Raw genomic sequence first — 19,648 nt, forward strand, 5'->3', positions numbered from 1 at the left:
ACCCTCTGGAGCTCCCTTGTCCCTGTCATCGTCCCGCCGGCGCGGGTTGATCGCCGGTGTGGCTGTACTGGCGCTGACGGCCGCCGTGCCGTCCACGCCAGGCGCAGCCGCCACCACGCCGCCCGCAGCTGTCCCTTCCGGCTCCCCGCGAACGGTCACCCTGATCACTGGGGACAAGGTCACGGTGACTGCCACCGCCGACGGCCGGTCTGCCACGACCGTGCAGAAGCCCAACGGCACTCCGGCCGGCGCACACATCATGGCCGTGGGCAACGACACCTACGTCTATCCCGACGCGGCCCTGCCGTACCTGGCGTCCGGCGTACTCGACCAGCGGCTCTTCAACGTCACCGAACTGATCGCGGACGGGTACGACGATGCGCACAGCGACCAGCTCCCGCTGATCGTCTCGTACACCGACGCCGCCACCCGCGCCCGCAGACAGGCCGTACCAGTCGGGGCTCGCCGTACCCGGGAGCTCACCAGCATCCAGGGCGCGGCACTGACGGCCGATCACTCCGCCGCGGCCGGCTTCTGGGCGTCTCTCACGAGTAGTCCGGCCGCCCGCAGTACCAGTGGACTCCTGGGTGGGATCGCCAGGGTCTGGCTGGACGGTAAGGCGAAAGCGACGCTGTCCGACACCACCGCGCAGATCGGCGCCCCACAGGTGTGGCAGACCGGCGACACCGGCCAGGGCGTCGACGTCGCCGTACTGGACACCGGCATCGACGCCGCGCACCCGGACTTCGGTGGCCGGATCGCCGCAGCGGAGAGCTTCGTGCCCGGTGCGGACGTCACCGATCGGAACGGCCACGGTACGCACGTCGCCTCGACCGTCGCCGGCACCGGCGCCGCGTCCGGTGGCAAGGAGAAGGGCGTCGCTCCCGGCGCTGCCCTGCACATCGGCAAGGTGCTGGCCGACGACGGCAGCGGCCAGGACTCCTGGATCCTGGCCGGGATGGAGTGGGCGGCCCGCGATCAGCACGCCAAGGTGATCAGCATGAGCCTCGGCTCGGGGCCGACCGATGGCACCGATCCGATGAGCCAGGCCGTGAACGAGCTCAGCGCGGAGACCGGTGCCTTGTTCGTCATCGCGGCGGGCAACTCCGGACCGGATCCCTACAGCGTCAGCGCACCTGGTGCGGCCGACGCGGCGCTGACCGTCGGCGCGGTGGACGCCGCCGACCGGCTGGCCCCGTTCTCCAGTCGCGGTCCGCGGATGGGCGACAGTGCCGTCAAGCCCGATCTGACCGCCCCTGGCGTCGACGTACTCGCGGCCCGGTCGCAGTACGCCCAGGAAGGGGAGGGCCAGTACCTGACCATGAGCGGGACCTCGATGGCGACACCGCACGTCGCGGGTGCCGCCGCACTGCTCGCGGCAACGCACCCGGACTGGAACGGCGCGCAACTCAAGGACGCGCTGGTGAGCACCGCGAAGACCACCGTCCAGTACAGCCCGTTCGCAGCCGGCAGCGGCCGACTTGATGTGGCTGCCGCGGTGAACAGCACTGTGTTCGCCACCGGTACGGCGTTCGCGGCCGTCAAGTGGCCGTATCCGTCGAGCGGGTCGGTGCAGAAGGACGTCACGTACACGAACACCTCCGCCGAGCCCGTCACGCTGGACCTCGCCGTCCGGTCGCAGGGGATTCCATCGGGTCTGTTCACTCTGACCACTCCGCAGGTGACTGTGCCCGCCCACGGCACCGCGACGGTCGGCGTACTGAGTCATCTGGAGCTCGCTGCCGACGACGCCGGCTACAGCTCGGTCGTCACCGCGACCGACAGCAGCGGCACAGTGCGAGCGCACACGTCGATCGGCGTCAGCAAGCAGAGCCAGCGAGTCAAGCTGTCGCTCCGCGCCAAGGACCGGAGCGGCTCGGCGTTGCCGGGAATCGTCGTACTGAAGGACATCCTGCGTGACGCCGTCCCCCAGGTGTACGCCGTTGACGAGAGCGGCGGCCTGGACGCGAGCGTGCGTCCGAGCACCTACGCCGCCTGGATGTACGCCGACGTCCCCGGACTCGACGGACCGCACTCGCTCAGCCGTGCCGTGCTCAGTGCGCCCGAAGTGGTCGTGGACAGCGACCGGACGTTGACGTTCGATGCGTCCACCTTGCGCAAGGTCAGTGCGATCACGCCGCAGCCCAGTGTCAACAGCTACCTGCGCGTGGACCAGTACCGCAGCTATGGCACGCTCCATCGCTTTGTCGACACCTACCAGCTCGAGTGGTGGCTCTACGACAGCGTCTGGGCCACTCCGACCCCCAAGGTGACGCATGGCTCGTACACGTTCGCGACCCGGTGGCGTCAGGTGCAGCCGGCGTTGACGGCGGGTGGGTTCGGCACGATGGTGCAGAGCTTCTCGCCCAAGCTGCCGGAAGGGACGGCGACGTACCCCGTGGTCTTCGCCGGCGATGGCTCCGACCTGGGCAAGGTCGTTGCCCGCGGCAAGATTGTTGTCGTCCGCCGCAACGGCACGGTGGCCGCGACCGACCAGGCCGCCGCGGCGGCGAAGGCCGGCGCCAAGCTGTTGCTGCTCGTGAACGACGGCTATGGGCCGCTCGACGCATGGGCCGATCTTCCGCAGGAGGACGCGGCTCCGTTGCCGGTGGCATCGCTCAACACGGACGACGGGCAGCGGCTCGTCGATCAGCTCGCGCATGGCACCAAGACGCTCAAGCTGGTCTCGCATCCCTATCCGCAGTACCTGTACGACCTCGTCCAGCACCATGACGGTGCGATCCCACGCGATCCGGCGTACCGGCCCGCAGCCGGGGACCTGGCCCGGATCGACGAGTCCTTCCGCAACACCTCGCCGGATGAGGCGCTCGACATCCGGTACGACCTGTCGACCGACTTCCCCTGGGCCGTCGGCGCCGCTGCGACCCCGGTGCCCGCGCAGGGCGACCACACCGTCTGGGTCACTGCCGGGCCGAAGGTCAAGTGGCTCAGTCAGGCCGCGGTGCCGGATCTGAACGAGATCGGGTCGTCGCTGTCCTACCCAGCCCGCAGTACGACGCGCGAAACCTGGTTCGCCGGGATCCAGCGGCCGAGGTTGCTCAGCGACAGCGCAGTCTTCACTCCGCCGTCACGGGTCGGCGACATCATCAGCGTCTTCGGCATGCCCGGCTGGGGCGACTCCGGCCGGCACCAAGGCATTGTGTACGGCGGTGTCACGGTGAACACCTCGCTGTACCAGGGCGACACCCTGGTCGGAGAGGGCAGCGACTTCGTCTCGGCCGAGGTCTCGCCGGACCGGCTTCCGTATCGACTGGTCGTGGACACCACGCGGGACCTGCCGGATCGGCCGTATTCACCGAGCACTCACACCGAGTGGGGCTTCAGCTCCGACGAGGCCGACGTCACCGCGCTGGAGACGCTTCCGCTGATCCAGCTGGACTACGCCGTCGCTACGGACCTGTCCGGCCTGGCACACCGGCGTACGGATCTGACGGTGAGCCCATCGCACCTGCCGGGGGCCGCAGGGGTCGGGAAGATCGCGGATGTGAAGCTCGAACTGTCGTACGACGGTGTCAGCTGGCACACAGCCCGGCTGAAGCGGCAAGGATCGAGTTGGACGACGCAGGTGGATGCACCGTCGAAGGCTCGCTTTGTGAGTGTGCGGGCGACCGCCCGGGACTCCGCGGGTAACAGCGTCACCCAGACCGTGGATCGGGCGTTCGGGATCCGCTAGGTCCTTCGGGACTCCGCCGCCGTCCTCAGCTCAGCTTGGGGCGGCGGCGGATCTTGCGGTGCAGGGTGATCGGTAGCTTGCCCCGGGTGGTCGCCTTCGTGCCCACGGGCGCCTCGGCTCGCGGAGTGCCGTCGTATCGGCCGGCGGCCTCGGTGATCTCACCGGTGGGCTCCAGGACGAGCAGGTCGGCCTCGGTCTTCCACCGCTCGAGTTGCGTGTCCAGTCCGGCAGCGTTGAGCCGCTCGGTCCGCAGCACCTGAGCGGCAGCTGTCCACTCCTCGCTGCCCGGCTCGAGTCGGCGTACGGTCGCCTTCCAGCTCGCCAGCCGGTTGGTCGCCGGCTTGGCCGGTACGACGACCTCCGCCGCGCCGGCCGTGGACAGTCCGGGCAGCGGCTGCTCGGCGCTCTCGGCCGCGTCCGCGAGGACGACGTACTGGCCGTCGACCGTCGCGAACCAGGCGGGCAGCGGCCGCCCGCCGTTCCACGACAGCCAGACCAGCCCGGCCTTCTTCATCACCGCCGCGATCTCGGTCACAGCGTCCTCGGTCGTCACCGCCCAAGAGTGTCACAGTGAGCGATGTCACCGGGCAGGACGCGAGCGTTTCGCCGTACGCTGCCGGTGACCGGTGAGTAACCGACTGGGAGGTTGGCAGCGATGACGGAGCAGGTTCTGCGGAGCAGAAGGTCGTGTCTGGCGACGCCGGGGTCGAACCCGCGGTTCCTGGCCAAGGCGAAGGGGCTGGACGCGGACCAGGTGTTCCTCGACCTGGAGGACTCGGTCGCGCCGATCGCCAAGGTCGACGCCCGCAAGAACATCGTCGCCGCGCTGAACGAGGGCGGCTGGGGGAGCAAGCTCCGCGTCGTCCGGGTGAACGACTGGACCACCGAGTGGACCTACGCGGACGTGATCGAGGTGGTCGGCGGAGCCGGCGCGAACCTCGACTGCATCATGCTGCCGAAGGTGCAGACCGCCGAGCAGGTGGTCGCCCTCGACCTGCTGCTCACCCAGCTGGAGAAGGTGCACGGATACGAGCCCGGCCGGATCGGTATCGAGGCGCAGATCGAGAACGCGCTCGGCCTGACCAACGTGAACGCGATCGCCACCGCGTCGCCGCGGGTGGAGACGATCATCTTCGGCCCGGCCGACTTCATGGCGTCGATCAACATGAAGTCGCTGGTGGTCGGCGAGCAGCCGCCCGGGTACGACGTCGGCGACGCGTACCACTACATCCTGATGCAGATCCTGATGGCGGCCCGGGCGCACGGGAAGCAGGCGATCGACGGCCCGTACCTGCAGATCAAGGACGTCGACGGCTTCCGCCGCGTCGCCGGCCGCTCGGCCGCGCTCGGCTTCGACGGCAAGTGGGTCCTGCACCCGGACCAGATCGCCGCGGCCAACGAGGTCTACTCGCCGCGCCAGGAGGACTACGACCACGCCGAGAACATCCTCGACGCCTACGACCACTACACCTCGGCCGCCGGCGGCGCCCGCGGCGCGGTGATGCTCGGCGACGAGATGATCGACGAGGCCTCCCGCAAGATGGCCCTCGTCATCTCCGCCAAGGGCCGCGCCGCCGGCATGCCCCGCACCGACGTCTGGCAGCCGCCCGCGGACTAAGGCCCGACCTGGGCCATGATCGCCAGCAGATGACCGTCGGGGTCGGGGAAGAACGCCATCCATTCCTCGACCCCGTTGTCGTGCTTGTGGATCAGGTGCGGTGCCTGCTCGAACTCGGCGCCGCGGCCGCGGAGTTCGTCGTACGCCGCTTGGATGTCGTCGACCCGGAAGTACAGGCACGACGGGTCACCGCCGGAGGATTCCTCGGTCGCGCTGAGGAACAACCGCGTCCCGCCACAGTCGAAGAACGCCAGGTCCCCGAACGTGTACAGGTGCGGCAGCCCCAGCACCTTCCCGTAGAAGTCGACCGCGGTCTGGATGTCGCTCACCGGGCGGGCGATCTGCCCGATCGCCCCTAGCTGCAGGCTCATGTCCGGGTCTCCTTGTCGTCGCAGAGCACTGTCCGCGGGCACACCGCGCCAGCTGCGAAGCTCGGCCCGGCGCTCCAGGCCGAGCTTCATCAGCGCGTTCGCGACGTGGAACTTGACCGCGTCGGCGCTCACCCCGCGCCGCCGCGCGATCTCCCGGTTCGACATCCCGTGCCGCACCAGGTGCACGACCTGCCACTCGGCAGGCGTCAGCACGTCGGGATGCCTCGGTCGCCCACGTGTACCCACGACCTCAAGGTAGACCCGCGGGCCGGGGAATTACCCTCCCCTCAGTGCGCCCAGACCTTGTAGATCCGGATCGGCTTCACCGGCGGGCCGTCCTGGTCGGGGTCGGCGATCCCGTGGACCACGAAGAACTCGGACCCGTTGGTCCCCGGGCCCTGGTTGCCGTAGGCAACGGTCCCGCGCGGGTAGGTCTCCTGGCGGTAGATGTCACCGCACTGCAGGACGTCTTCACCAGGTGGAGGAAGTTGTGCACGCCGCACGGTGCTTGGCAGCCGGGTTCTCGGGGTCGGAGTGAACTCACATCAGGGCGGTGAGTGATCGCTTCATCACCACAACGTAGTACTCCGGTCGCTCTCCGCAGAGGTTCGGCAAGCTTTCGGTCCAGAACTCGCTCTCGAACGCCTCGCTTGCCTAAGGTGTTGCGGTCCGCTGCGGAAGGTGTGGTGTGTGAACGGCGAGGTACTCGCAGGGCGGTACCGGTTGCTGACCCTGCTGGGCAGGGGCGGTGCGGGTGAGGTGTGGCAGGCCGAGGACACCGTCCTCGCCCGTCAGGTGGCGGTCAAGCTGCTGCGCCGGCTCGACGGCGATCCGATGGACGCGGTCCAGCGGTTCCGGGCCGAGGCCCAGGCGGCCGCGGGGCTGATGCATCCGAACGTCGTCGCGACGTACGACGTCGGCTCCGAGGGCGAACACGTGTTCCTGGTGATGGAACTCGTGTCCGGGCCGGACCTGGCCAACTTGATGCGGACGGCGGGTCTGCCGAGCGCGGACCTGGTCGCCGACATCGCCACCCAGGGCGCACGCGCGCTGGACGCGGCTCACGCCGCCGGGATCGTGCACCGCGACGTGAAGCCGGGCAACCTGCTGCTCGCCCCGGACGGCACGCTCAAGATCACCGACTTCGGCATCGCCAAGCGTGCGGGCAACGAGACGACCGGTCTGGGCGTCCTGCTCGGTACGGCGTCCTACGTGTCACCGGAGCAGGTGCGTGGCGAGCCCGCCACCCCCGCCAGCGACTGGTACTCGTTCGGCTGCGTCCTCCACGAGCTCCTCGCCGGTACGCCGCCCTTCACCGGCCCGACCGTCGACGTGGTGATGCGCCAGCACCTCGACACACCGCCACCACCGATCACGCGCACCGACGTACCGCCTGAGCTGGGCGACCTTGTGGCTCACCTGCTCGCCAAGGACCCGGCGGACCGGCCCTCGTCCTCCGCTGAGGTGGTCGAGCTGCTGACGGCGTCCAGCAGGACGCAGGTGCTCGCGTTCACGCCACCTCCTGCGGCCGCGGAAGTGCTCGGTGTCGGCAAGTGGGAGGAAGAGCCGGACGAGCCGGCGGAAACCGGGACGCACCGGGCGCCGGGCCGGACGTTCCCGTTGGCCAAGGTGGGTGTGGCCGCGGCGGTGGTCGTCGCCGGTGTGGTCGGCGCCTTGCTGCTGCGGGCGGGTGTAACGAACGATGCGCCCGCGCAGGCCGGTGGGACCCCGTCGTCCCCGGCGGTGGTGAAGGCGACCAGTGCGCCGAAGACCACACCGAAGCCGACGCCGACTCCGTCGAAGAAGCCGACCCCCAAGCCGACTCCGAAGGAAACGCCGCGCCAGAACCCGCAGGCGGCGCTGGTGTCGACGCTGCGCACACTGGCCGCGCAGGTCCGCGCGACGGAGCAGGGGACCCGCAGCAAGGCCCCGCGCGAGGCGGCGCGCGACCTGGACCAGGCCGCGGAAGCGCTGGACCACGGCGACACCCAGGCGGCGGCGGAGCACTTCTACGACGCCAGGCAGCGGCTTGTCGAGGCGCAGCAGCGCCACCGCTGGCAGGCCACGCCGCAGATCGCAGCGCTGTTCGGCACCGTCGGCCGCGCGTTGCCGCGCCCCGACAACCACGAGTGAGCCACGCGACCTTCCTCAGGTGGCCGGTGTCACAGCGGGTGTCACCCTCGTACCGGGATGCTGAGAGCCGCGATACTCGCGGGTAAGGCATCTCGACGCGAAGGAGCCGAGGATGAGCAGGTTGCAGCAGACCGACGGGCTGACCGACATCCAGGAGGAGATCCTGAAGACGGTCCGCGCCTTCGTCGAGGCGGAGATCCTCCCGGTCGCCACCGAGCTCGAGCACCGCGACGAGTACCCGACCGAGATCGTCGAGGGCCTCAAGGAGCTCGGCCTGTTCGGCCTGATGATCCCCGAGGAGTACGGCGGCCTCGGTGAATCGCTGCTCACCTACGCGCTGTGCGTGGAGGAGATCGCCCGCGGCTGGATGAGCGTGTCCGGCATCATCAACACGCACTTCATCGTCGCGTACATGCTGCTCCAGCACGGCACCGACGAGCAGAGGCGGAAGTACCTGCCCCGGATGGCGACCGGTGAGGTCCGCGGCGCGTTCTCGATGTCCGAGCCGGGCTGTGGCTCCGACGTGGCCGCGATCAAGACCAAGGCGGTCAAGGACGGCGACGCGTACGTCGTCAACGGCCAGAAGATGTGGCTGACGAACGGCGGCTCGTCGAACCTGGTCGCCGTCCTCGTGAAGACCGACGAGGGGCAGGACTCGGTCTACAAGAACATGACCACGTTCCTGGTCGAGAAGGAGCCCGGGTTCGGCGAGGTGGACAAGGGCCTCACGATTCCCGGCAAGATCGAGAAGATGGGCTACAAGGGCGTCGACACAACCGAGCTGGTGTTCGACGGCTACCGGATCGACGCCGGCCAGATCCTCGGCGGCGTACCGGGCAAGGGTTTCTACCAGATGATGGACGGCGTCGAGGTCGGCCGGGTGAACGTCGCCGCCCGCGGCTGCGGTGTGGCCCGGCGGGCGTTCGAGCTCGGGATCTCGTACGCGCAGCAGCGGGAGACGTTCGGCAAGAAGATCGCCGAGCACCAGGCCGTGCTGTTCCGGCTGGCCGACATGGCGGTCAAGGTCGAGGCCGCGCACGAGCTGATGGTGAAGGCGGCGCGGAAGAAGGACAGCGGCTCCCGCAACGACTTCGAGGCGGGTGTGGCGAAGTACCTGGCCAGTGAGTACTGCTCCCAGGTCGTCGAGGACTCGTTCCGGATCCACGGCGGCTACGGGTTCTCCAAGGAGTACGAGATCGAGCGGCTCTACCGGGAGGCGCCGATGCTGCTGATCGGCGAGGGGACGGCTGACATCCAGCGGATGATCATCGGCCGCCGGCTGCTCGAGGACTACAAGCTCTGAGACCGGCCGGCACGCTGGGCCGACGGGCGGGGCGGTGCCAGTCGGCGTCCAGCGTGCGGCGGGGCAGGGTCTAGGCGGTCACTCGGGATGGCACCTGGCGGGTGGAGCCGGAGCCGTGGCCGGACAGCAGCCAGATGCCCAGCTGGGTGATCTCGTGGCGGACGGAGGCGCCGTCGCGGCGGCCCGGGGCGAGCCGAGCAGTGAGCCCAGCGGGTCGTTCGTCGAGGTCGCCTCCCCCGACGTCTGCCGCAGGATGCCGGGCGCGTGCTGGATCGGATACACCAGGATCGGCTTGAGCTCCGGATCCCGCAGCTTCGTCGGCACCTGCCAGCAGAACGCCGACGGCTGCAGCTCGATCCCCCTGCCATCGAGGTACAGATCGCGGTCGTTCAGGTCGAGCACTTGCAGTACGGGCGCCACCCACCGGACCCGCGGGTGCAGCGAGGAGAGCAGCCGGTCCACGCCGTGCCGGGCCAGCGCCTCCCCGCGGTGCGCATGGTCGGCGGACACGTGCGTCCCGATCGACTTCCAGTACGGCGCGATCGCGGCGTCGTGATAGGTCCGGATCGCCCGGCCGAGCTTCTGCAGCGACGTCCGGCTGCCCTGCGCCAGCTCGCGTGTCCACGGCGACGCCGGCCGGTACTTGCCGAGCAGGTCGAGCTGGCTGCGGATCTGCCGGCCGTCGTACTGCTGCGGCATGTGCAGACTCAGCAGCACCTCCCACAGCGGCGCGGGCGTGGTGGCGACCGTGACCCGGGCCAGATCACGCGGAGTGAAATGAATCAGGAGCACGAGCCCTCCCTTCCTGCCCAGCCGTCACGGCATCCCCGATACCGTCGGTCGCAGACTGTGGTGGCCCGCTGACCGAACGCGATGGCCGCATTCAATCAAGGGCGCCGATCGGTCCACAACCGTTGGAACATTCCAAACGAGCGGGACTCGCGGCCATGGCAGAAGGTTGCCAAGTCAGGCGATCCGGGGTAGTGGAACTCCGGGCTCAGAGCCAGTGGTTCCGCTTGAACAGCCGGTAAAGCACCGTGCACGCGCCGAACATCACGCCGAGGACGACGAAGTACGCGTACTTGAGCCGCAGCTCCGGCATGTAGTCGAAGTTCATCCCGTAGATCCCGGCGATCACCGTCGGGACCGCCAGGATCGCCACCCAGGCCGAGATCCGCCGCATGTCCTCGTTCTCGGCCACCTGCACCTGCGCCAGCCCGGCCTGCAGGATCGAGCTCAGCAACTCGTCGAACGAGATCACCTGCTCCTTCACCCGCAGCAGGTGATCGTCGACGTCACGGAAGTAGTTCCTGGTCTCGTCCGCGATCAGTGGGTGCCGCAGCGTCGACAGCATCCGCATGGGGCCGGTCAGCGGAGCCACCGCCCGCTTCAGCTCCAGCACTTCGCGCTTGAGCTGGTACACCCGGTCGATGCCTCGCCAGCCGCGCGGAGTGAACATCGCGGTCTCGATCAGGTCGATATCGGCCTGGACGGCGTCCGCGACCTCCAGGTACCGGTCGACGACGTGGTCGGCGATGGCGTGCAGTACGGCGCCCGGACCGGCGGCCAGGCGCTCCGGCTGCTTCTCCATGCTCTGCCGCAGGCCGGCCAGCTCACTGTGCTCACCATGGCGGACCGTCACGACGAAGCCCGGCCCGCAGAACACCATCACCTCGCCCGTCTCCACCACCTCGCTGGTGGCGGTCAGATCCCCGTGCGGGACGTACCGGACGGTCTTGAGTACGGCGAACAAAGTGTCGTCGTACCGCTCGAGCTTGGGGCGCTGATGGGCCTCGGAGGCGTCCTCGAGGGCGAGCGCGTGCAGACCGAACTCCGCACCGATGATGGCGAGCTGGTGATCGGTCGGCTGGAACAGGCCGATCCAGACGAACCCCTGACCGCGCCGCGCCCGGGCCAGCGCCTCGGTGTAGGAGTTGATCCGGCCGTCGCGGTGACCGTCGCGGTAGAAGCCCCAGTCGACCAGGGCACCGTCCAGTTTGCCGCTCGCGACCAGGTCCGCCGGGGCCGGGCCGTCACCGCCCGCACGCCGGGCGAAGACTCGTCCCATCCGGCGTGTCGCGCCCATGTCCCACCGTCGCCCGGCCATCACCGGCGAGGCTATCAAGACGCGGTAACCAGCCGTCGGCAATGATGGGGGTGGAAGCACGTGGAGAGGAACGACGATGACCACGCAGGGCATGCCCTCGATGGACCCCCGGCCGAGCGGCCTGACGATCGGAACGTACGACACCTACCGGGAGGCACAGCGCGCTGTCGACTACCTCTCGGACGAGAAGTTCCCGGTCGAGCACACGACCATCGTCGGCAACAACCTCCGTCAGGTGGAGAAGATCACCGGCCGGCTCACCTGGGGCCGGGCACTGACCGCGGGCCTGGCCAGCGGTGCCTGGTTCGGTCTGTTCGTGGGCCTGCTGCTGGGTCTGTTCACGACCGGTAACTGGCTCGCCGCGCTGCTCACCGGTGTAGTGCTGGGTGCCTTCTTCGGACTGGTGTTCGGTGGCCTCAGCTATGCCCAATCGGCCGGCCGGCGCGATTTCACCTCCCGGACCGCGGTGGTCGCGACGACGTACGACGTACTGTGCGACTTCAAGTTCGCCGAGGAGGCGCGCAACCACTTGGCCAAGCTGGCGCTCAAGGGCGAGGTGAACCCGCGGCTCCCGGAGCAGCCGCTGCAGCAGCCGGTCCAGCAGCAGGTGCAGCGCCCGACCGACTGATCCCGGCCGGCCGGAGGTGACCTATCTCTCCTGCCGATGAGAGCCACACCACGGACCGGATGCGCCCGGATTCGGCAGCATGGGTGTCCACCCTGGAGGAGGAGCCGAGATGCAGTTCGGGCGTAGCTACGAGGAGTTCGAGGTCGGTGCCGTCTACAAGCACTGGCCCGGCAAGACGGTCACCGAGTACGACGACCACCTGTTCTGCCTGCTGACCATGAACCACCACCCGCTGCACCTGGACACGCACTACGCCGAGGAGACCACCCAGTTCGGCAAGAACGTTGTGGTGGGCAACTACATCTACTCGATCCTGCTCGGCATGTCGGTGCCGGACGTGAGCGGCAAGGCGATCGCGAACCTGGAGATCGAGTCGCTGCGACACGTCGCGCCGACCTTCCACGGCGACACCATCTACGGCGAGACCGTCGTCCTGGACAAATGGGAGTCGAAGTCGAAGGACGACCGCGGCGTCGTCCACGTCGAGACCAAGGGCTACAAACAGGACGGCACCGTCGTCTGCCTCTTCCGCCGCAAGGTCATGGTCCCCAAGAACAACTACCTCGAAGCCCGCGGCGGCGAACAACCCGGCCGCCCGGTCCCGGCCGAGTAGCCGCAGCTTTCCGGAACATTTCTGCCGCCAGGCGCCACAGAGTTTCCGGAAAGAAAGGTGAGCGGCCCGTCCGGGGAGGGGAACCCGGGCGGACCGCTCGCCAACCGCGGACCGAACGCTTACAGGAACAGCTCGATCACCGGTACGAGCGTGTTCGGCTTCTGGATGGGGAGTTTGAGGGTCAGGGTGTCGGCGGAGACCCCGCCCATCCGGGTGTTCTGGGCGGTCTGGTGCGGGTCGTTCTCGATCCGCTGGATCTCGGAGGCGTCGTTCAGGAGCTGGGCGTACTTGACCTTGCCGCCGAGGCTGGGCAGGTGGACGTGGCCCATCGGCCAGGAGAACAGGTGCAGGTAGAGGCGGTTGCCCTTCTGCGTGTAGCGGGCGTCCACCGGCGGCGTGAGCTCACTCGGCCGGGCGCCACGGACGGACCGCTCGTGCAGCCGCATCCACTCGCCGATCGACGCCAGCGTGGCCAGCGCCCGCGGGTCGAACTCGCCCCGCCCGGTCGGACCGACGTTCAGCAGCAGGTTGCCGTCCTTGGAGACCGAGTCCACCAGCATCTTCACCAGCGTCTCCGGTGACTTCCAGTCCAGGTTGTCCCGGTCGTAGCCCCAGCTGCCGTTCAGCGTCTGGCAGGCTTCCCACAGCACCGGCTGCCCGTCGCGCGTCATCGGCCCGTCCGGCTGGTACTGCTCCGGCGTGACGAAGTCGCCCGGGATGTCCAGCCGGTCGTTGATCAGGATGTCCGGCTGCAGCTCCCGGACCATCGCCATCAGTTCCTCGGACCGCCACTCGTCCTTGCCCTTGCCGTTGCCCGGTCCGGGCAGGCCGTCCTCGCGGTTGCGGTTCGGGTAGGAGAAGTCGAACCACATGATGTCGATCGGGCCGTAGTTGGTCAGCAGCTCACGGGTCTGCGCGTGCAGGTAGTCGGCGTACACCTGGACGTCCCGGCCGGCCGCCTTGGCCTGCGCCTCCTCGTCGTACCGCTGCGGGTGGACGACGTCGATCGGGAACTCCGGGTGGTGCCAGTCGATCAGCGAGTGGTAGAAGCCGACCCCGAGGCCCTCGGCCCGGCAGGCCTCGACGAACGGGCCGACCAGGTCCTTGCCCCACGCCGTCTTCGCGACCGTGTAGTCCGACACCTCGGAGTCCCACAGGCAGAAGCCCTCGTGGTGCTTGGTCGTCAGTACGGCGTACTTCATGCCGGCGCCGCGGGCCGCGCGGGCCCACTCGCGCGGGTCGTACAGGTCGGGCTCGAAGTGGTCGAAGTACGGCTGGTAGTCCTCGTCGGTCAGCCGTTCGCGGTTCTTCACCCACTCGTGCCGGGCCGGCAGCGAGTACAGGCCCCAGTGGACGAACAGGCCGAACCGCCAGTCGCGGAACTTCTCGACAGAGTGCGCGGGAGGCGCGTCGGTCATCTCAGATCTCCTTCAGGGTTAGCGGCCGCCCAGACCGGTGACGAGCAGGCCGCGGACAAGGTGTTTCTGCAGCAGGATGACGAGCAGGACGGTCGGAATCATGGCCATGATCGACGCCGCCATCATCAGGTTCCACTGGGTGCCCTGCTGCCCGCTGAACTGCGCCAGGCCGAGCGGCACGGTGCCCTTGGTCTCGACGCTGTTCACGATGATCAGCGGCCACAGGAAGCTGCCCCAGAAGCTGATGAAGGTGAAGACGGTCAGGACGGCGAGCGCCGGCCGCGCCAGCGGCAGCATGATCCGCAGGAAGGTGCCGAACGGTCCGCACCCGTCCACCCGGGCCGCTTCCTCCAGCTCGGCCGGGACGGTCAGGAAGAACTGCCGGAGCAGGAAGGTGCCGAACGCGGTGAACGCCCAGGGCAGGATCAGCGCCCAGTAGCTGTCCACCCAGCCGAGCGACTGCATCAGCCAGTACATCGGCACGATCAGCACCTCCTGCGGCACCATCAAGGTGCCCAGGAACAGCACGAACAGTTGCTCACGGCCCCGGAACCGCAACCGGGCGAAGGCGTACGCCGACAGGCTCGAGGCGACGACCACCACCAGGGTCCCGGCCACCGCGACGAACAGGCTGTTGAGGAAGTACCGGCCGAACGGCGCGAACGTGAACGCGTCGGCGTAGTTCTGCCAGCGGATCTCGGAGCCGAACAGATGCGGTGTCGGCGTGAACACCTCGTCCGCGGGCTTCAGCGAGGTGGACACGGCGTACACCAGCGGCCCGAGGAAGAGCAGCGCGACGATGATCAGCAGGATGTGCGACGCACTGCTGCGGATCCGGCGGCCGGTGACTGTGGCTACGGTCTCAGACGTCATAGTTCACCCACTTGCGCTGGCCCACGAACTGGATCGCGGTGATGGCCATGATGATCACGAACAGCACCCAGCCGGCCGCGGACGCCAGGCCCATGGTGAGGAACTGCCAGCCCTGGTTGTAGACGTACATCACGATCGTCTGGGTGGACACGCCCGGACCGCCCTGGGTCAGGATGAACGGCTGCGCGAACACCTGGAACGACGTGATCAGCGTCATCGTGGTGGCGAAGAAGATCGCCGGCGTGATCATCGGCCAGGTGACGTACCGGAACCGTTGCAGCGGACCGGCGCCGTCGATCTGCGCCGACTCCAGTTGCGACTGCGGAACCTGGTCGAGCGCGGCGGAGAAGACCAGGAAGTTGTAGCCGAAGCCCTGCCAGACCGACATCGCCACGACCGCCGGCATCGCCCAGGTGGACGAGCCGAGGAAGTTCGGCGCGTCGATGCCGAACCAGCTCTGCATCCCGCTGTCGATCAGGCCGCCGGGCTGGAACAGCAGCTTCCAGACCATCGCGTTGGCCACCATCGGCGTCATCACCGGAATGAAGAACAGCACCCGGAACGCCTGCCGGCCCTTGATGTGCGGGCCGACCCAGACCGCGAGCCCGAGGGACACGACCACGTTCAGCGGCACGTACAGCACCACGAACAGGACCGTATTCAGCACTACCCGGCGGAACACCGGGTCGTGCAGCAGGTGGGTGTAGTTGTCGATGCCGAGGAACGTGCGCGCGCCGAAGACCGGCCAGTCGAACAGGCTGATCCCCAGCGCCATCACGGTCGGGAAGAGCGTGAAGAGGGCGAGGCCGATCAGGCTCGGACCCAGGAAGATCCCGGCGTACCGGCCGTCCCTTCGCAGGGCGGGCCGCCGCCCCGCCCGGGCGGCGCCCGAAGGCGGCGCGCCGGGTGGAGCGACGGTCGTGGTGTTCGTGGCCATCAGGACCCAGCGCCCGCCTGGTCCTGGATGGTCTTCAGCGCCTGGTCCGGCGGGATCTCACCGTTCAGGGCCTGGGTCCCGAACCGGCCGAGCAGATCGGCTACCTGGACCCAGTTCTTCGAGGTGACCAGCGCGACCGAGTTCTCGGACGCGTAGTCGATGACCTCCTTGGCCTCCGGGATCTTCGCGGCGGTGAACCAGGCCGGGTGCGCGGCGGTCCGGGCCGGGTAGGCGCGGCCGGCCGCGGCCAGCGTGGTCAGCGGCCCCTCACTCGTCATCGACTGGATGGCCTGGAAGGCGGCGTCCGGCGTCTTGCAGGACCGGGAGATGCCGAAGCCCGAACCGGCGGTGAAGGTCTTCGAGCCGTCCGGACCGGCCGGGATCGGCGCGATCCCGAGGTTGAACTTGACCTTGCCCATGGTGTCGATCAGCGACCACGGACCGTTCAGCTGCATCGCCGACTTGCCGGAGACGAACTGGGTGGTCTCGAAGTCGGCGTTGCCGGCCGGCACCTGCGGCGCGATCTTGTCGGTCCGGACGAAGTCCGCGTAGCCCTGGAAACCCTCCTCGAACTTCGGGTCGGTGAGGTTCAGCTTGCCGTCGGTGACCGGCTCCGCGCCGGTCTGGGTCCGCACCCAGGACGTGACGCCGAGGTCACCGGGCGATGTCACCAGCCCGGTCTTGCCGGCGGCGGTGAGCTTCTTCGCGGCCGCCTTGAACTCGTCCATCGTCCAGCCCGGCTTCGGATCGGGGATGCCGGCGGCCTTGAACATGTCCTTGTTGTAGAAGATCACCATCGGGCCGGAGTCGTAGGGGATCGCGATCTGCTTCCCGTCCACCTTGAGGCCGTCCATGATCGGCTTGTCGAAGTCCTCGGCCTTCAGGCCGTACTTCTTCATCAGGTCGTCCAGCGGCAGCATCGCGCTCGCGTACGACGCGGTCCGCAGGCTCTGCATGCCGATGATGCACGGCGCCTTGCCGCTGGCCAGCAGGGTGCCGATCTTGGACCAGTAGTTGTTCCAGTCCGTGCCCTGGAGCTTGACCGTGATGCCGGCGTGGTCGGTGTGGGCCTGGTCCGCGACCTTCTGCCACGCGGCCTGGTCCTCGGTACCTCCGATCCAGAACTGCCAGGTCAGGTCGGCCTTGTCGGCCGAACCGGAGCTACCGCTGCTGCCGTCGTTTCCGCCCCCACAAGCGGCTACGGCCGTGAGCGCCAGCACCGACAGGGCGGCGGTGGCCCAGCGGCGTGCCCGCGCTGGTGTTCCTTTCATTGCTGACCTCCAGGGACAGGCTTGGTTCAAGCGTGCTAGTCATCCGATCTATATGCCGAAGCCTTGACATCAGTCAACAGTTCATGTCCTTAATTCAGGGTCGAAAGTCACGCCTGAGCGTGAAAAATCGCCCAGACATCCGATGTATGTTGGAGGGACATCGGATGTTTCGACCGTTTGCGAGGAGGGGTGTGTGCGGGTCACCGACGAAGCGATCGACCGGATCAAGCAGATGATCGTGACCGGCGAACTGCGGCCCGGCGACCGGTTGCCGCGCGAGGCCGACCTGGCCGCGCGCCTCGGCCTGTCCAGGAACTCGCTGCGCGAGGCGGTCAAGGCGCTCGCGCTGATCCGGGTGCTGGAGGTCCGGCAGGGCGACGGGACGTTCGTGACCAGCCTCGACCCGTCGCTGCTGATGGAGACGATGGGCTTCGTCCTGGACCTGCACCAGGACGCGTCGGTGCTCGAGTTCTTCGAGGTACGGCGGATCCTCGAGCCGGCCGCGGCCGCCCGGGCCGCGTTGCGGATGGCCGACGAGGACATCGCCGCACTGCGCAAGCTGCTCGACGACCTCGGCCCGGAGCCGTCGGTGGAGGATCTACTGACCAGCGACGTGGAGTTCCACCGGCTGGTCGCGGTCGGCAGCGGCAACCGGGCGCTGGCCTCGATCATCGACAGCCTGCGCCAGCCGACCTACCGGGCGCGGATCTGGCGCGGTCTGACCCAGAGCGACGCCGTCGCCCGGACGCTGGCCGAGCATCGGGCCATCCTCGACGCGATCGAGGGGCACGAGCCCGAGGTGGCCAGGTCCTGGGCGACGGTGCACATCGCCGGCGTGGAGCGCTGGATCCAGGAGGCCGTCAATCTTGACGACGAGGAGCTAGCTCCACCAGGACTGCCGAGGGCATCGGCAGCGTCAGGTCGAGACCTGAGCCGGTCCACTCCAGTGGAGTACTGACGAGCTTGCTCCGCTCGGCCAGCTCGGCCAACTGCTCGTCGGTCGGCCAGTCGCCGAGGCCGAGCTCGCCGGCGGCCGTGGCCAGGTCACCGGCGCCGATACCGAGCGTGGTGGCGGTGGCCTGCCAGGACGGGTCCGCGCCGGGCAACTCGATGTGGACCGTCCTGGACAGTTCGGGGGCACCCGCGGCCTTGGTCTGGTCAAGGGTGAGATTCCACAGCAGTACTGCGATCCGGTCGCGGTCCCGGGACGCCCAGGCCTCGACCAGACTCCCGCCGCCGTCACCGGTGAGCGTCACCGGCAGCTCGACCGGCCCGAGCCGGCTCAGCAGGCTCATCGCGTGATAGCGCGGTTTCGCCAGCCCACCAACGGTTTGCAGCCCGAAGCCGCCGTGCAGGAGTCTCGGCGGGCGGCCCAGCTCCTCGAAGTGGTCCGACGCGACCCAGTATGCGAGCGCGTCGACCCGTCCGGCCGCCGACCGCATCCCGCGCAGCAGGAACACCCCGGAGAACACCGAGTCGTTGATCGGGTTGAAGTGCGTCGGCGTCACACCCCACTCGGTCCACAGGATCCTTGCTTCGCTGAATCCGTGCCGATCGAGCGAGGCCTGGACGTCGAGAGGTGGCGAGCCATAGGTGTGCGTGGACACGAAGTCCACCGGTGATCCGTGGGCCGCGGCGTGGGCGAGCAGGTCGTCGACCCACCCGGCCGCGGCCGACGACGGACCCCCGACCGCGAGCCGCTCGTCCACCGACTTCACGGCCGCCGCGGTGGCGTCGTACAGCCGCATCCATTCGGCCTTGGTGCCGGACCAGAAGACCTCCAGGTTGGCCTCGTTCCAGACCTCGAAGTCCCAGGTCAGCACCTCGTCGAGGCCGTACCGCTCGACCAGGTGCTGGACGAGGGCGCGGACCAGGTCGTGCCAGCGTTCGTAGGACTTCGGCGGCGAGATGATCGCGCCGTACTCGAAGACCTTCTTGGACGGATCGCTCGCCAGGTCGCGGGGCATGAAGCCGAGCTCGACCACCGGCCGCAGCCCGATCCCGAGCAGCTTGTCGTAGATCGCGTCCACGACCGAGAAGTCGTACGACGGCTCGCCGTCGATCTCGGCGTACACCCGGGTGTCGTCGTGGAAGATCGCGTGCGCCCGGACGGTCCGGACGCCGATCTCGTCGTGCATCCGGCGCAGTGCCTGCTCGAGCTCGGCGCCGATCTCGTGACCGCCGGTGCGGTCCGTGCAGAGCAACTGGCTGAGCCGCTCGCTGCCGATCATCGGCACCCACGGCCGCCGCAACTCGGTGCCTTCGGCAACTGCGTCGACGGTGACGCCGACCTGCGGGACCGTGCCGTCGGCAACCAGCGGTACGGCGCCGACGGCCTGGCCCGGCCGGCCGCTGACCGTCACCTCGGGCACGCTCGCGACCGCGTAGCGGTACGGCGTCCCCGGGGTGATCGTGGTGTCGACGTACGGCGGTGCCGGGACCGAGAGGATGTCGCCACTGTGGTGATCGACCGGTTCGAGCGGGCCGCGCTCGCCGGTTCCCCGCAGGATCAGGTACCCGGCCGCGCCGTCCACCGGCGACCAGTCGATCGTCACCTGGCCGACGCCGCCGACCGCGGTGACCTCCTTGGGTGGATCGAGGTCCGGGAACGCGAACTCGCGTTCCTCGTCACTGCGGATCGCGATCCGGGCGTCCCAGTCGGTCTTCGCGTCGTGCTGCATA

17 protein-coding genes are annotated in these 19,648 nt (G+C 68.7%); 7 read left to right on the forward strand and 10 right to left on the reverse strand.

The features are described from left to right. The first annotated feature begins 16 nt into the window (after positions 1 to 16). Entirely contained in the window at positions 17 to 3,694 is a 3,678-nt protein-coding gene (locus tag ACZ6O0_RS24570) for a S8 family serine peptidase (RefSeq protein ID WP_465767303.1), read from the forward strand. Positions 3,695 to 3,719: 25 nt separating this feature from the next. Here the strand turns inward: ACZ6O0_RS24570 and ACZ6O0_RS24575 are convergent, their stop codons facing one another. Beyond that, positions 3,720 to 4,247 carry a hypothetical protein gene (locus tag ACZ6O0_RS24575; RefSeq protein ID WP_465767304.1) on the reverse strand — a complete coding sequence of 176 codons (528 nt, stop codon included), beginning with the start codon at positions 4,245 to 4,247 and terminating at the stop codon, positions 3,720 to 3,722. Between the two features lie 102 nt (positions 4,248 to 4,349). Between ACZ6O0_RS24575 and ACZ6O0_RS24580 the strand changes: the two genes are divergently transcribed. Beyond that, entirely contained in the window at positions 4,350 to 5,312 is a 963-nt protein-coding gene (locus ACZ6O0_RS24580) for an HpcH/HpaI aldolase/citrate lyase family protein (RefSeq protein ID WP_465767305.1), read from the forward strand. Here the strand turns inward: ACZ6O0_RS24580 and ACZ6O0_RS24585 are convergent. Continuing rightward, positions 5,309 to 5,929, reverse strand: a complete 621-nt coding sequence (locus tag ACZ6O0_RS24585; RefSeq protein WP_465767306.1) for a VOC family protein — start codon at positions 5,927 to 5,929, stop codon at positions 5,309 to 5,311. The genes ACZ6O0_RS24580 and ACZ6O0_RS24585 overlap by 4 nt on opposite strands. A 41-nt stretch (positions 5,930 to 5,970) precedes the next feature. After that, on the reverse strand, positions 5,971 to 6,186 hold the full coding sequence (locus ACZ6O0_RS24590; RefSeq protein ID WP_465767307.1) for a hypothetical protein: 216 nt from the start codon (positions 6,184 to 6,186) through the stop codon (positions 5,971 to 5,973). Between the two features lie 187 nt (positions 6,187 to 6,373). On the opposite strand from ACZ6O0_RS24590, the gene ACZ6O0_RS24595 reads away from it, so the two are divergent. Together ACZ6O0_RS24595 and ACZ6O0_RS24600 are read left to right on the forward strand one after the other, a co-directional pair. Further along, on the forward strand, positions 6,374 to 7,816 hold the full coding sequence (locus ACZ6O0_RS24595) for a serine/threonine-protein kinase (protein WP_465767308.1): 1,443 nt from the start codon (positions 6,374 to 6,376) through the stop codon (positions 7,814 to 7,816). Positions 7,817 to 7,928: 112 nt separating this feature from the next. Further along, positions 7,929 to 9,119 (forward strand): acyl-CoA dehydrogenase family protein, encoded by a 1,191-nt coding sequence (locus ACZ6O0_RS24600; protein ID WP_465767309.1) that lies wholly within the window; start codon positions 7,929 to 7,931, stop codon positions 9,117 to 9,119. 78 nt (positions 9,120 to 9,197) lie between these two features. Here ACZ6O0_RS24600 and ACZ6O0_RS24605 read toward each other — a convergent pair whose 3' ends face one another. After that, positions 9,198 to 9,911 (reverse strand): hypothetical protein, encoded by a 714-nt coding sequence (locus ACZ6O0_RS24605; RefSeq protein WP_465767310.1) that lies wholly within the window; start codon positions 9,909 to 9,911, stop codon positions 9,198 to 9,200. A gap of 205 nt (positions 9,912 to 10,116) precedes the next feature. Then, the gene (locus ACZ6O0_RS24610) at positions 10,117 to 11,226 is read right to left on the reverse strand and encodes a magnesium and cobalt transport protein CorA (protein ID WP_465767311.1); all 1,110 of its coding nucleotides are present in this window, start codon (positions 11,224 to 11,226) and stop codon (positions 10,117 to 10,119) included. A 76-nt stretch (positions 11,227 to 11,302) separates the two neighbouring features. On the opposite strand from ACZ6O0_RS24610, the gene ACZ6O0_RS24615 reads away from it, so the two are divergent. Together ACZ6O0_RS24615 and ACZ6O0_RS24620 are read left to right on the forward strand one after the other, a co-directional pair. Then, positions 11,303 to 11,854: a YflT domain-containing protein gene (locus tag ACZ6O0_RS24615; protein WP_465767312.1), complete on the forward strand. Its 552-nt coding sequence runs from the start codon at positions 11,303 to 11,305 to the stop codon at positions 11,852 to 11,854. Between the two features lie 109 nt (positions 11,855 to 11,963). After that, positions 11,964 to 12,467, forward strand: coding sequence for a MaoC family dehydratase (locus tag ACZ6O0_RS24620; RefSeq protein ID WP_465767313.1), 504 nt, complete (start codon positions 11,964 to 11,966; stop codon positions 12,465 to 12,467). Positions 12,468 to 12,586: 119 nt separating this feature from the next. Here the strand turns inward: ACZ6O0_RS24620 and ACZ6O0_RS24625 are convergent, their stop codons facing one another. From ACZ6O0_RS24625 to ACZ6O0_RS24640, 4 genes are read right to left on the reverse strand one after another with little or no spacing between them, the layout of a single operon-like run. After that, on the reverse strand, positions 12,587 to 13,885 hold the full coding sequence (locus tag ACZ6O0_RS24625; RefSeq protein ID WP_465767314.1) for an alpha-L-fucosidase: 1,299 nt from the start codon (positions 13,883 to 13,885) through the stop codon (positions 12,587 to 12,589). 18 nt (positions 13,886 to 13,903) lie between these two features. Then, positions 13,904 to 14,758, reverse strand: a complete 855-nt coding sequence (locus ACZ6O0_RS24630) for a carbohydrate ABC transporter permease (RefSeq protein ID WP_465767315.1) — start codon at positions 14,756 to 14,758, stop codon at positions 13,904 to 13,906. Next, entirely contained in the window at positions 14,748 to 15,695 is a 948-nt protein-coding gene (locus ACZ6O0_RS24635) for a carbohydrate ABC transporter permease (protein WP_465767316.1), read from the reverse strand. Before ACZ6O0_RS24635 ends, ACZ6O0_RS24630 begins: the two co-directional genes overlap by 11 nt. Beyond that, complete coding sequence (locus ACZ6O0_RS24640; RefSeq protein ID WP_465767317.1) at positions 15,695 to 16,966, reverse strand: ABC transporter substrate-binding protein; 1,272 nt, start codon at positions 16,964 to 16,966, stop codon at positions 15,695 to 15,697. The genes ACZ6O0_RS24635 and ACZ6O0_RS24640 overlap by 1 nt, the downstream gene beginning before the upstream one ends. Positions 16,967 to 17,159: 193 nt before the next feature. Here ACZ6O0_RS24640 and ACZ6O0_RS24645 point away from each other — a divergent pair, with 193 nt between their 5' ends. Continuing rightward, on the forward strand, positions 17,160 to 17,924 hold the full coding sequence (locus ACZ6O0_RS24645; RefSeq protein ID WP_465767318.1) for a FadR/GntR family transcriptional regulator: 765 nt from the start codon (positions 17,160 to 17,162) through the stop codon (positions 17,922 to 17,924). Here the strand turns inward: ACZ6O0_RS24645 and ACZ6O0_RS24650 are convergent. Continuing rightward, positions 17,827 to 19,647: a GH39 family glycosyl hydrolase gene (locus tag ACZ6O0_RS24650; RefSeq protein ID WP_465767319.1), complete on the reverse strand. Its 1,821-nt coding sequence runs from the start codon at positions 19,645 to 19,647 to the stop codon at positions 17,827 to 17,829. The two genes, ACZ6O0_RS24645 and ACZ6O0_RS24650, sit on opposite strands and share 98 nt — an antisense overlap. Position 19,648 lies beyond the last annotated feature (1 nt).

The sequence above is a fragment of the Kribbella sp. NPDC048837 genome (assembly GCF_055586945.1).